The sequence below is a fragment of the Paractinoplanes hotanensis genome, assembly GCF_023717965.1.
GTDB classification, from domain to species: Bacteria; Actinomycetota; Actinomycetes; order Mycobacteriales; family Micromonosporaceae; genus Actinoplanes; species Actinoplanes polyasparticus.
Map to the genome: position 1 here is coordinate 60,629 of NZ_JAMQOL010000003.1, position 12,759 is coordinate 73,387.

9 protein-coding genes are annotated in these 12,759 nt (G+C 72.6%); 7 read left to right on the top strand and 2 right to left on the bottom strand.

Going from position 1 to position 12,759, the window contains the following annotated elements; translation table 11 throughout:
- Nucleotides 1–95 precede the first annotated feature (95 nt).
- The 3 genes from LXN57_RS02145 to LXN57_RS02155 are packed head-to-tail and all read left to right on the top strand — an operon-like array spanning nt 96 to nt 1,830.
- Complete coding sequence (locus tag LXN57_RS02145; protein WP_251796267.1) at nt 96–965, top strand: serine/threonine-protein kinase; 870 nt, start codon at nt 96–98, stop codon at nt 963–965.
- Entirely contained in the window at nt 962–1,150 is a 189-nt protein-coding gene (locus LXN57_RS02150; protein ID WP_251796268.1) for a hypothetical protein, read from the top strand. The genes LXN57_RS02145 and LXN57_RS02150 overlap by 4 nt, the downstream gene beginning before the upstream one ends.
- Nucleotides 1,120–1,830: a VanW family protein gene (locus LXN57_RS02155; protein ID WP_251796269.1), complete on the top strand. Its 711-nt coding sequence runs from the start codon at nt 1,120–1,122 to the stop codon at nt 1,828–1,830. Before LXN57_RS02150 ends, LXN57_RS02155 begins: the two co-directional genes overlap by 31 nt.
- Nucleotides 1,831–1,909: 79 nt before the next feature.
- Here the strand turns inward: LXN57_RS02155 and LXN57_RS02160 are convergent, their stop codons facing one another.
- Entirely contained in the window at nt 1,910–4,816 is a 2,907-nt protein-coding gene (locus LXN57_RS02160) for a helix-turn-helix transcriptional regulator (protein ID WP_251796270.1), read from the bottom strand.
- A 139-nt stretch (nt 4,817–4,955) separates the two neighbouring features.
- Between LXN57_RS02160 and LXN57_RS02165 the strand changes: the two genes are divergently transcribed.
- From LXN57_RS02165 to LXN57_RS02180, 4 genes are all read left to right on the top strand, one after another.
- Nucleotides 4,956–6,059, top strand: coding sequence for a class I SAM-dependent methyltransferase (locus LXN57_RS02165; protein ID WP_251796271.1), 1,104 nt, complete (start codon nt 4,956–4,958; stop codon nt 6,057–6,059).
- The gene (locus LXN57_RS02170) at nt 6,056–9,013 is read left to right on the top strand and encodes an AfsR/SARP family transcriptional regulator (protein ID WP_251796272.1); all 2,958 of its coding nucleotides are present in this window, start codon (nt 6,056–6,058) and stop codon (nt 9,011–9,013) included. Before LXN57_RS02165 ends, LXN57_RS02170 begins: the two co-directional genes overlap by 4 nt.
- Before the next feature lie 178 nt (nt 9,014–9,191).
- The gene (locus tag LXN57_RS02175; RefSeq protein ID WP_251796273.1) at nt 9,192–10,040 is read left to right on the top strand and encodes a hypothetical protein; all 849 of its coding nucleotides are present in this window, start codon (nt 9,192–9,194) and stop codon (nt 10,038–10,040) included.
- Between the two features lie 174 nt (nt 10,041–10,214).
- Nucleotides 10,215–11,423, top strand: coding sequence for a YndJ family transporter (locus LXN57_RS02180; protein ID WP_251796274.1), 1,209 nt, complete (start codon nt 10,215–10,217; stop codon nt 11,421–11,423).
- A 21-nt stretch (nt 11,424–11,444) separates the two neighbouring features.
- Here the strand turns inward: LXN57_RS02180 and fdhA are convergent, their stop codons facing one another.
- Nucleotides 11,445–12,686: a formaldehyde dehydrogenase, glutathione-independent gene (fdhA, locus tag LXN57_RS02185; RefSeq protein ID WP_251796275.1), complete on the bottom strand. Its 1,242-nt coding sequence runs from the start codon at nt 12,684–12,686 to the stop codon at nt 11,445–11,447.
- Nucleotides 12,687–12,759 lie beyond the last annotated feature (73 nt).

Here is a 12,759-nt window from a genome sequence, read left to right on the forward strand (position 1 = left end):
CCGCGGGAAACGTGACAGGGTTTCCGGGTAGCCGGTAGTGCGGTTGGGTGCTCGCCGTGACGACACGGGCGCGGGAGATCGCCATTGTCAAGGGCATGGAAACTCTCCCGTACGAACCCCGGCACGCGGGGACCGGACCGGCCGGCCGGCTGGTTGCCGGACGCTACCGGCTCGGCGCGCTGCTGGGCCGGGGCGGGATGGGATCGGTGTGGCTCGCCGACGACGAGCTGCTGGGGCGGCCGGTCGCGCTCAAGCGGGCCGACGAGCCGGGCCGGACGCTGGACGAGGCACGGGCCGCGGCGAGCGTCGTGCACCGCGGCACGGTACGCATCCTCGACCTGGTGCGTGACGGCGGCGAGCCCTGGATCGTGATGGAGGCGCTGAGCGGGCGGACGCTGGCCGACGTTCTGCGCGAGGACGGGCCGCTGGCGGTCGAGCGGGTGCGCCGCGTCGGGCTGAGCCTGCTCGACGCGCTGGAAGCGGTGCACCGGGCGGGCATCGTGCACCGCGACGTCAAGCCGGGCAACGTGCAGCTCTGCGCCGAGGGCCGGGTGGTGCTCATCGACTTCGGCATCGCCTGCTCCTGGGCGTACGGACCGCGGCCGCCCGCCGAGGGCTTCGAGGGCAGCCCGGCCTACGTCTCGCCCGAGCAGCTGCGCGGGGCGCCGCCCGAGCCCGCGAGCGACCTGTTCACGCTGGGCGCGACCCTCTACGCCGCCGTCGAGGGCCGCTCGCCGTTCGACCGGGGCGACCTGTTCGCGACGATGCTGGCCGTGACCGAGGCCACTCCGGCGCCGTTCCGCCTCGCGGGGCCGCTGCGGCCGGTCATCGAGGGCCTGCTGGCAGCCGATCCGGCCCGCCGGTGTACCCTCGGCCAGGCCCGCGAGGCGCTGGTCGCAGCGGACGTGACGGCAGTCAGACGACCGATGCCGGAGACCTGCGCCCGGCGCATGATCAAGGCATGACGACGTACGGGAATCAACGCTGGACGGCCTCGGCGGCGATCCCGGCGCCGCCGCCACCGAGGCGATCGCGCCGCTGGATCCTGTGGCTCACCATCGGCCTGCTCGTGGTCGTGGTGGGGGCCGCACCCTCGACCGGGGTGAGCCCGGCCGTGGCGTGCAGTCGACCGACGCCGTACGGCTGCTGACCGAGACCGTCCGCAGCGGCGGCGCCACGCTGAGCCTGCCCGTGACCACGCTGCCGCCCGGCGACGACACCCCGAAGCTGGCCGGCGTCGACCAGCTGATCGGCACGTTCACCACCTACCACCCGTGCTGCGCCCCGCGCGTCACGAACATCCACCGCATCGCCGAGCTGATCGACGGCACGGTCGTCCCCGCCGGCGACACGTTCTCGCTGAACGACGCGGCGGGCGAGCGCACCCGGTCCGCCGGCTTCGTGCCCGCTCCCGCCATCGTCGACGGCGAGCTGGAGGACCAGCTGGGCGGTGGCGTCTCCCAGTTCTCGACCACCTTGTTCAACGCGGCCTGGTTCGCCGGTCTCGACATCCGCGAGCACCAGCCGCACTCGCTCTACACCAGCCGCTATCCCCCGGGCCGCGAGGCGACGCTGGACTGGCGCTCGATCGATCAGGTCATCCACAACGACACCGAGGCCCCGTTCGTCATCCGCGTGCGCACCACGGACACGTCGGTCACGGTCGGCATCTACGGCCACACCGGCAACCGCGAGGTCGAGTCGGTGACCGGCCCCCGCCGCCCCCGCGACAACGGCGGCTTCCGCATCACCGTCACCCGCACGGTCAAGCAGGACGGCGCCGAGCGCGGCGCCGACACCCTGAACTGGACCTATCAGGGTCTCGACTGACCGCCTCAGTCCCGGCCGAGCCGCTCCCGCAGGCCGGCCGCGGACGGCGCCGGCGGTCGAGTTGAGGTGAACAGCAAGCTCAGCGCGGCGGGTGGACGGTTCGTGGTTGTGCGGCGAGCAAGCGACCTACCGCATTGCGGGATCGCAGGCCCAGCTTGGCCAGGACGCTGGAGACGTGCTTCTCGACCGTGCGTTCGCTCAGGTGCAACCGGCGCGCGATGCCCGCATTGGTGTGTCCCGCACCGACCAGTTCGGCTATCTCCCGTTCCCTTACGGTCAGGGCGGCGAGACGGTCGTTGCCGAGATCTGGCGGCTTCGTCGGCACGCGCGGGCGGTCCCCGAGCCGGCGAAGGGCAGCGAGGGCACCATCGCGGATGCCATGGGCGCCCAGCGCTCGCAGGTCGCGGTCAGCGTCGTGCAGGTGGCGGCGGGCCTCGTCGGCCCGGCCGCGCTCGGCGAGAGCCGCTCCGGCGAGGATCCTGCAGTGCCCCGCCCACAACGGTGTGCCGGCGGCATCCGCGGCATGTGCCCCCGACAAGGCCACTCGCGCGGCGGTGGCGGCATCGCCGCGGGCGAGCGCCACCGAAGCGTCGATGCGCGCCATCATGCCGGCGAAGGTGCCGGAGCATCGCCCGCCGGCTTCCGCCGGGGCGCGGGCCGCCAGGTCGCTTGCCTTCTCGACCTGGCCGAGAGCCAGCAACACCCGGACCCCGACGTCGGTAGCACGCACCCGGTCACGGGTCCACAGCCCTGGACCGACCCAGCCGAACGCGTCGAGGGCCGCGGTGGCCCCGTCCAGGTCACCCGCGGAGAGCCGGGCGTCGGCCAGGGTCCAACCGGCCGCGGACCCCGGATCCACACCGCAGAAGGCCCAGGCGGCCTCGCCGTGTCTGAGTGCCGCGTCGATCCGACCCTGGATCAGGGCGATCCGGCTGGCGACCATGGCGCCCCACAGACCGAGCTGCGGATTGTTGGAGACGATGGCGTTGTCCAGGACCTCTTCCGCGGCCACCTGGCAGGCGTCGAGCCGGCCGAGTTCCTCGTCGGCGTATCCACGCAGGATCAGAAAGGACGGCGCCAGCAGACCTTGACGGGTCCGGCGAGCCAGCACCAGACCGCGGTCGCCGTCGGCGACCGCGCCGGTCAGGTCTCCGGTGAACGCGCGGGCGACGCCGAGCCACAGCAGCATCTGCAGCCGTTCGGCGACCTGGTCCTCAGTCAGCGCGTCGACCAAGGCCGCTGCGCGGAGTATGCGCTCGTCGGCGGCCGCCCGCCCGGCCGGGTCGGCGCTGCGCTGGGCACAGTGCGCGGCGTCCGCGGCCTCGCACGCGGCGTCGGCCTCCAGAACGCTGTCGCCGGCAGCGCGTGCCAGCGCCGCGGCCTCCTCGGCGAGGACGAGCGCCGTCGTGTGCTCTCCGCTGGTGCCGTGGTTGCGGGCCACGGCGAGGGTCAGCACGGCCGCTTCCCAAGATGTGCCCGCGCCGAGCGCGGCGCGTTCCTGTTCCAGCAGCCTGTCCGCGTCGGCCGTGTTGCCGGTCCACATCCCTTCCAGCTGGGCGAGCTGTTCGACCACCTCGACCCGTGCACGTCCGGCGCCGGCCGTCATCAGCCGCAGCAGTCTGCGCAGCACGTCCCGGGCGTGTGCCGGACGCCCGGCGGAGGCGAGTGCGCCACCCTGCGCCCGCAGCAGGGAGAGGCGTCGTTCGTGGTGCTCGGCGTCGTCGGGCAGCAGCCGCAACGCCGCCTCGTACCAGCCGGCGGCGGTCGCCGGCGCCGCCGCGGCGGCTTCTTCGGCTGCCTCGACCAGCTCGGAGATCGCGGTGAGCTGCCCGGGGCGGGCCGATCGTTCGACGTGGTGCGCCCGCCGCGCCGGCGTGGCGCCGAGCGCCCGCAACGCCTCGGCGACGCGGGCATGCGCGGCGATACGCCAGCCGCCGGCCGAATCCTCGTAGACCGAACGGCGGACGAGTGGATGGCGGAACCGGAAGCGTCGTGGCCGGCCGGTCGGGCGGAGCAGGTCCGCGGCCAGTAGCGCGTCGAGCCCGGCGAGCACGTCGGCTTCGCCGAGGTCGGCTGCCGCGGCGGCCAGCTCGAGGTCGAACGGATCGCCGGCCACAGCTCCGCCCTCCAGCACCAGCCGTGCGCCGGTGGAGAGGTGGCGCACCTCTCCGGCGAGTGCGGCACGCACGACCCGTGGAATTCCCAGGAGATCACCCCATGCCGGCGTCGGCCGTCCGGCGAATCCGCGCGCCAGCTCCTCGAGGTAGAACGGATTGCCACCTGATTCCCGATACAGCCTGTCCCGCACTCCGCCGGGCAGATCGGGCAGGAGGCGGGCGACGTCCTCAGCAGACAACGGCTGAAGATCGCGTAGCTCGCCCCGGCCGTCGCGGACGGCCTGCGCGAGCGCGAGCGCCACGGTGTCGGTCAGTCCAGCCCGGGTGGCGAGCGCCAGCAGAACAGGCCCGCGTGGCGGACGGTGGAGCAGGAGCGCGAGCACGTCGACGGTGGCCGGATCCGCCCAGTGCACGTCGTCGAGGAGCAGCACGACGGGCTGGCCATGGGCGGCCAGGAGCTCGAGCAGGGTGCGCACCGCTCCGGCGACCCGGTGGCGTTCGGTCCACAGTGCCGGGGATCCGTGGCCGTGCCGGCGAAATGCCGGAAGGGCGGAGGCGAGTTGCTCGACATCGTCGTGTTGCAGGCCGGCCAGAGCCCGGGTGATTTCGACGGAGGCGCCGTCGAAGGTGTCCGCCAGAAGCGCGAAGGGCAGATCCCGCTCCAGCTCCGCTGCCCTGCCCACGAGCAGCAGCATGCTGTGCTCCCGCGCGCGCTCGCCCAGCTCGATCAACAAGCGGGACTTGCCGATGCCTGGCTCACCGCGCAGGCACAGCGTCCAGGCCCGCCCCTCCGCGATCTCCTCGAACGCGCGTCGCGTCGCGGCGAGCTCGGATTCTCGCCCGACCAGTGCCAGCCGACGGCGTGTCACGAACCCGACCCTACGCGTACCGCCGCCGTCGGGAAACGCGAATTTGGGTGCTCCGGTGGGTGCCGCCACCCATACCGGCTCGGGCGGGCACCGGCCACTATCCGAGGTATCCGGTATCTCGCCCAGAAGGGACACTCCGTTGGACACCACGACGACCGACCTCACCGGCCAACTCGTAGATCGCCTGTTCTCGGCGACGGTTTCGGCGTTGGAGCTCTGTTCGATCTACCTCGGCGTGGAGCTCGGGCTCTACCGTGCGCTCAGCCGGGACGGCGCGCTGACCGCAGCCGAGTTGAGCGCACGGGCGGGAATCGCTTCCCGCTATGCCGTCGAGTGGCTCGAGCAGCAGGCCGTGGCCGGCCTGTTGACTGTCGATCAACCGGCCGCCCCGGGCTCGGGGGCGGATGCCGGCGACCGCCGCTACCGACTGGACCCCGAGCACGCCCGGGTGTTGGTCGACGTCGACGATCCAGCGCACGTCGCGCCCTTCGCACACCTGCTGGCCGGCATCGGGAGTGTCCTGCCCGCGGTGGCCGCCGCCTATCGTGAGGGTGGTGGCGTCGCCTACGCGGCGTACGGTCCGGCGTTCCGGTACGGCCAAGGCCACATCAACCGGCCGGCGTTCACCCATCAGCTGCCCGCCGCATGGCTGGGCGCGATGCCGGACGTGGTGTCGCGGCTGGAGTCGGCGTCCCGCCCCCGGATCGCGGACGTCGGTTGCGGGCAGGGCTGGTCCGTGCAGTCGCTTGCACGTGCGTTTCCGCGCGCGTGGGTGGACGGCATCGACGCCGACTCGGCATCGATCCATGACGCGCGTCGCAACGCCGCGGACGCCGGACTCGACGGGCGGGTGCGCTTCGTGCACGCCGACGTCGCCCGGGCGGCTGACGAAGGCCCGTACGACCTGGTGCTCTTCCTCGAGGCGTTGCACGACATGCCCCAGCCGGTGGAGGCGCTGCGGGCCACCCGGGCAGCGCTGGCGCCGGACGGCGTGGTGCTGATCGTGGACGAACGCGTGGCCGACCGCTTCACCGCTCCGGGCACCGAGGTCGAACGGATGATGTACGGCTGGAGCGTCACCCACTGCCTGCCGAGCCAACTGGCCGACCGGGGATCCGTCGCCACCGGCACCGTGCTGCGTCCGGGCACGCTTCACCGGTGGGCGGCTCAGGCAGGCTTCACGCGCAGCGTCGATCTACCGGTCCAGGACGCCTGCTTCCGCCTGTACCGGCTGGAGCGTTGACCACGCGGCTGCGGGTCCTCGGTCCCGTCGAGTTGACCGGGGCGGACGGCGATCCGATAGCCCTCGGCGGGCGCCGCCAGGAGCAGTTGGTCGCGCTCCTGTGCGCCGGAGTCCAGCGGATAGTGCCGGCCGGCCGGCTGGTGCAGTTGTTGTGGCCGGGGGATGGGCCGCGGGACCCGGCCGCAGCGCTGCACAGCCAGGTCTGGCGGCTGCGCCGGACATTGGCCGCCACGGGGCTGCGGCTGGAACGCCGGGGCCCGGGCTACGTGCTGCTGGCGGAGCCGTCCGACCTTGACGCGTTGGCCTTCGAGGCGCTGGTTTCGCGCACCCGGGTGGAAGACTGCGAACCGGCGGCCGTGCCGGATCTGCTCGCCACCGGGCTTGCGCTCTGGCGCGGCGAGGCTTACCTGGGAATGAGCGACATCCCCGCCCTGCGGGACGAGGCCCGGCGGCTGACCGAACTCAAGCTGTCCTGGATGGAACGGGCCGCGGCACGACTGCTGGACGCCGGTGACACCGCCACCGCGTCGGCCTATCTGCGCCGTGCTGTCGCCGAGGACCCGCTGCGTGAGCAGTCCCGGATCCTGATGATGCGCGCCCACACCGCCGAGGGCCGCACGGCCGAGGCGGTCGCCCAGTACCACGCCTACCGCAGGGCGCAGATCGACGAGACCGGCCTGGACCCGGGCCCCGCCATCGAAGCGGCGTACGAACGGCTGATCGCCCAGGAAGCGCGAGGCGCGTCCGCCGACCCGGTCGAGCAGCCCCGCCGGGCACCGCCGACGGTCACGGCGGTGCCCGAGCCGGTGTCCCCGATCGTGGGCCGGGAAGCCGAGGCCGGCCAGTTGGTCCAGATGCTCGGCGGCGGGCACCGGCTGATCACCCTGACCGGCCCCGGCGGGGTGGGCAAGACACGACTCGCCATCGAGGTGGCGCGCCGCAAGTGGAATGCGGCCGCCGTGTTCGTGGACTTGTCGCAGGTGAGCACAGCGGCCGACGTGCCGGACGCTTTCGCCCGCGCCCACGGCGCCGGCCGCGCGGGGCAGGACCCGACGGCGGTCGTCGCCGCGGCGGTCGGCTCGGAGGAACTGCTCATCGTGGTGGACGGCTTCGAGCAGGTGCTGCCGGCCCGGGATTTCCTGGTGGATCTGTTGTCCCGCTGCCCTGGCGCGGTGGCGATGGTTACCAGCCGGGAGCGGCTCGCGGCGCCGGGAGAGATCGAGTTTCCGGTGCGGACGCTGCCGGTGCCGGCAGTGGACGCCGATTCGGACGATGTGGTCGGCAGCGCGGCCGTGACGCTGTTCCTCGAGCGCATTCCCCGCCCCTTCCCCGCTGCGTGGCCGGATGGACAGGCGTTGGTGTCCCGCATCGGCCAGTTGTGCCGAGAACTGGGCGGGCTGCCACTGGCCATCGAAATGGCCGCCGCGCTCGCCGCCCACCGATCGATCGACGATATGGCTGACCGATTGATGCGGTCGCTGCGGGAGTCCGCAGCCGCACACGACGTGGCCGGCCCCTTGGCCGCCTCAATCGGATGGAGCTACGAACGGCTGCGATCCGAGCAGCGGGGCGTGCTGTTGCGGCTGTGCGCGTTCAGCGGCCCGTTCGGCATCGCCGCCGCGCGGGCGGTATGTGCGGGCATTGACTCCACGCTGGAAACGGCGGTCGAGCGGCTCACCGCCCTCGGGTTGCTGGTTGCACATCGAGGCGGGTCAGAGGTTCGGTACTCGGTCCCGCAGATGATCTCCGCGTACCTGGAACGGGATCAGCGGCGCCAGGAGGAGCGTGCCGCCGCGCGCATCGCCCACTTTCGGTACCACGCCGGCCAGTGCCGGAATCCGCAGTTCCTCGACGACGAGTTGCTCGGCCGGATCGAGACCGGCTACCCGGACTTCCTCGCCGCACTCCGGTACGGCATGGCACATCCCGGTGACGACGGAGACTTCGGTGGCCTGGCCATCGCGATGGTTCTCTACTGGCTCTGGCGGGAACTACCGCAGCCGGCCCTGGGGTGGCTCGACCGGATCGCGGTTCGCCTCGCGGGCTCACCGTCGTGGCGGGCACGTGCCGACGTGCTGCACGCGGCGTTCCTGCGCAACCTCGGCCGTCTCGACGAGGCTGCCCAGCTGGCTTCGCGCGGCACAGCCGTGCTCGCGACGGCAGGGAACCAGGACTGGCTGCTCACCGCGCAAGCTCTGCGCGCGGCGCTGGCGGACGACCGCGGCGACGCCCAGGAGACCGTGCGGTGCGCCGAGGCCGGGGTCCGGGCGGCTCGGGCGGGTGTCCCGCGCCGGTTGCCCGAGGCGCTGGGCTACCTGGCGTACGCGTACGTCGCGGCGGACCGCCCGGCGCGCGCGGCCGAGGTCGCCGTGGAAGCGCTGGCCATGCTGGACGACGTCGACTCGCTCGCGCTGCGGGCCGGCACCCGCACCAACGCGGCACAGGCGCTCATCGAAGCCGGCCAGGGTCTCGTGGCAGTGGAGGTGCTGAACAGCGGGCTCCGTGAGCTGCGGAACATCCCGGACGGGCTGCTGGGATACCGGATCAAGCTCGGCTGGGCCCATCTCGCCACCGGCGACCCGGTGACCGCCCTGCGGTGGTTCCAGACCTTTGCCGACGAGGTCGCACGCACCGACCAGCGGCGCTGGGTGGCCGAGGCGATCGTGGGCTGCGCCTGCGCGCTGTTCCGCGGCGGCCGCAACCGTGCGGCCGCGCTCGTGCTGGGCGCGGCGCAACGCCAGTTGGAACGCTTCCAGCTGACCCTCTCACCGTGGATCCGGCGCCAGTTCGACGCGGCGCACAGCGAGATGACCCGACGGCCCGCCGACCGCGATCTGGTGCGCGCGGGCGAGCTGCTGACCGTGGACGCGGTGATCCGGGTCCTGTCGGCGGAGCGGACACCCGAGGCGGAGCCGGCCTGTCCGGCGGCTGTCGGAGGGGTGACACCGGCGTGAGAGCGCTGTGGAAGAGGGCTGCGAGTGCCCGCCGGAACAGTGGACATCAGCAACGACCACCATGAGAGAAAGGGACAGTCCGTTGTCGACTACGACCACTGGCACCAGCTCCAATCCACCGCGCCGCGGAAACCGGCCGGCAACCCACCGATGGCGCCGGGTCATCCTGACGGCCACGATGCTCACCGGAGCGGCCACGAGCATCGCCGCTGTCTCGTCCCCCGCGTCGGCGGTGAGCGGCGTGGTGGAACGCGGCGAGGTCTCCGCGTACAACTCGGTGGCGCTGAAGCAGCTCAGCGTCGAGTGCCCGCCGTTCCACAGCGCGATCGGCGGTACCGCCTCCATCTACGGAACGAACCAGGTACGCATCCTTGCTGCGGTGCCGAGCGGCTCGGGCTCCTCGGGCAGTGGGTTCGGCATCGTCGCGAGCGAGCAGGAGACCGGCGCCACGGCCAACTGGCGGATCGAGGGCACGGCGATCTGTGCGCCGACCGCCTCGCTGCCCGGCCTCGAGTACAAGAATGACCAGTCCGCTTTCGGCTCTCCGAAGACCCTCGAGGCGAAAGCTGTCTGCAGCCCCGGCAAGCACCTGATCGGAATGGGCGGCGAGGGGTGGTACAGCAGCTTGTCCGACCGCAGCCAGGTCGTGCTCACCGGGATCCGGCCCAACTCGGCCGGCACCGAGGTGACCGCGACCGGGTTCGAGGACCAGACCGGGTTCAGCGGCAACTGGCGCACCTACGCGACCGCCGTGTGCATGAACCCGGTCGCCGGCCAGCATCCGGTCGGCGCGGCCGACGGCTTTGACACCGATCCGGTCAAGGTGGCGACGCCGCAGTGCCCGTCGACCGAACAGGTCCACAGCCTCGGTTTCGACATCACCGGCCCCAGCGGCGGCGGCGCCGGCGAGACGCACGTCCACCGGCTGGGCAAGGCCGGCCGGGGCGCCTCGATCCACGCCGTCGAGGATGCTGACGGCCTCAGCGGCTCCTGGCGTCTGCGTGGATACGCCATCTGTGCCCGCTGACCATCACCAGCAGGAGCGCCCTCCGACACCCGTCGGAGGGCGCTTCTTCGTGGTTGCCCCAACCGGCTGAGCATGAGCTCGGCGCTGTGCCGCGCCACCTTCGCCGCGTCCTCCGACATCCGATCCCACGCACCACCGTGCTAAGTTGAACGCGTTCAAGAGAGCGAGGAACCCATGGACAGGTTGACCGGACCGGGCTGGGCAGTCCTGCACCTCGTGGTGGCGGTGTGCGTTCTGCTCTTCGTTCCGCTCGCGCTGGGCGCGCTCGGCCGCGGGCGTCAGCTCGTACGGTGGTGGCCGGTCGTCGCCGTGCCGGCCGCGGTGGCGCTCGCTCTGCCACGCGGGGTGACAGCGGCGCTGCTCTGCCTTCCCTACCTGGCCGCCTGCCTCGCGGTGCCAGTGGTGCTTCGGCAGCAACGGCTCGTGGCCTTCGCGGCGGCGTGCCTGCCGGTGGCCGCGGCCGGGCTGCTCGCCGAGCGGGCCGGGGTGGCGCTGCTCGGCTTCCCGGCAGGCGTCCTGGGGCTGACCGCGGCCCACTTCCACGTGGCCGGTTTCGGCGCGCTGTTGCTGCTGGCGCTGACCAGGTCCCGCTACCGCCTGCCGGCGCCGGTCGGCGTGGCGATCGTGGGCATCGGCTTTCTCATCGGCGGCGCCGCGGGCGACGTCGTCGAGCTGGTCGGCGCCGGCGTGCTGACCGCCGGGCTCTGGCTGGCCCTGGCCACTCACGCGGGCCGCGGCGCCCGCTGGTTGTTCGCCCTCAGCCTGGTGACGATGTCGCTGGCCCTGCTCTACGCGGCCGGACAGGTCACCGGGCTGCCCCACCTCGACCTGACCTGGATGGTGCTGACCCACGGCGTGCTCAACGCGGCCGCCGTCCTGGCCGCCCTTGTCGTGGCCTGGGCCGGCCGCGACCAGCCCTGGTCGCAGCACACCTGGTCGCACCGGATCGGCGCCGGCCGCGGCCGCTTCGAGGCGGCGTCGGACGCGCTCCTCACGTGGGACATGCACCGCCGCTCGGGCGCCCGGGTCGACCCCGCCACTCCCCCGGCCACCCCCGGGCTGCACATGCTTTCCTCGCTCGGCTTCGGCCGCCTGCGGGTTCACGAGCCGTGCCGGGTGACCGACGTGGTCCGGCGATCGGACCGCACGATGATGCACTACGTCGCGTTGCCGGGTCACACCTTCGCCGGCGACGAAAGCTTCACCGTGCTGCTCGCCCCGGACGGGGCAGTGCGCTTCGAGGTGACCGTACGCTCGCAGCCCGTCCTGCTGGTGGCGCGGCTGGCCGGCCCGCTCGTCCCGGTCGCGCAGTGGCTGTTCATCGCCCGCTGCGCCACCGCGCTGCGTACCGCGAAACCGGTCGCGGCCCCGGCTCGCCGGTGACGAGCCGGAGCCGCGCAGGGCCTACCGCTTGCCGACCATGCCGTGCGGGTCGAGGACGTACTTCTTGGCCGCGCCCTGGTCGAAGTCCCGGTAGCCCTCCGGGGCCTGCTCGAGCGGGATCGCCACGGCGTTGACGTTCTTCGCAATCTGCACCCGGTCGTGCAGGATGGCCATCATCAGGCTCCGGTTGTACTTCATCACCGGGCACTGGCCGGTCACGAACGAGTGCGACCTGGCCCAGCCGAGCCCCAGGCGCAGCGACAACGAACCCACCTTGGCCGCCTCGTCGACGCCGCCCGGGTCACCGGTGACGTACAGGCCGGGAACGCCGATCGCGCCGCCCGCGCGGGTCAGTTGCATCAGCGAGTTCAGCACCGTGGCCGGCTGTTCGACGCCGGCGTTCTCGCCGTGCCCGCGGGCCTCGAACCCGACCGCGTCGACCGCGGCGTCGACCAGCGGCTCGCCGATCGCGACAGCGTCGCTGCCGAGGATCCGGGAGACCTGCTCGACCGGGTCGCTCTGGGCCACGTTCACCGTCTCGCAGCCGAAGCTGCGGGCCTGGGCCAGACGTTCCTCGTTCAGGTCGCCGACGATGACGACCGCGGCGCCGAGCAGCCACGCCGACGTGGCCGCCGCCAGGCCGACCGGTCCCGCGCCGGCGATGTAGACGGTCGAGCCGGTCGTCACGCCCGCGGACACACAGCCGTGGTAGCCGGTCGGGAAGATGTCGGCCAGCATGGCCAGGTCGAGCGCCTTCTCGATGGCCTGGTCGCGGTCGGGGAACTTCAGCAGGTTCCAGTCGGCGTACGGCACCAGCACGTACTCGGCCTGCCCGCCGACCCAGCCGCCCATGTCGACGTAGCCGTAGGCCGATCCGGGACGGTCGGGGTTGACGTTCAGGCAGACGCCGGTCCTGCCCTCCTTGCAGTTGCGGCACCGCCCGCAGGCGATGTTGAACGGCACCGAGCACACGTCGCCGACCTTGATGAACTCGACGCCGGGGCCGACGTCGACGACCTCGCCGGTGATCTCGTGACCGAGCACGAGACCGTGCGGGGCGGTGGTGCGACCCCTGACCATGTGCTGGTCGCTGCCGCAGATGTTGGTGGCGACCGTCTTGAGGATGGCGCCGTGCGGCACCTTGCGGCCGATGTTCAGTTTGTTGACGCCCGGGCCGTCCTTCAGCTCGTACGTCGGGTAGTCGATGTCATGGACCTCGACGGTGCCGGGGCCCTCGTAGACCACCGCGCGATTGGCTGGCATCGTTGCCTCCCATCGTCGGACCGGCGGCCGGGATGGTCACGCCGCCATGACCGCCATGCTTCACGGACGGCAG

What these genes read in the sequence shown, in the direction of transcription:
- LXN57_RS02145 (WP_251796267.1), top strand. Translation starts at nt 96, where the DNA reads ATGGAAACTCTCCCGTACGAACCCCGGCACGCGGGGACCGGACCGGCC.
- LXN57_RS02150 (WP_251796268.1), top strand. Translation starts at nt 962, where the DNA reads ATGACGACGTACGGGAATCAACGCTGGACGGCCTCGGCGGCGATCCCG.
- LXN57_RS02175 (WP_251796273.1), top strand. Translation starts at nt 9,192, where the DNA reads ATGCTCACCGGAGCGGCCACGAGCATCGCCGCTGTCTCGTCCCCCGCG.
- LXN57_RS02180 (WP_251796274.1), top strand. Translation starts at nt 10,215, where the DNA reads ATGGACAGGTTGACCGGACCGGGCTGGGCAGTCCTGCACCTCGTGGTG.
- fdhA (WP_251796275.1), bottom strand. Translation starts at nt 12,686, where the DNA reads ATGCCAGCCAATCGCGCGGTGGTCTACGAGGGCCCCGGCACCGTCGAG.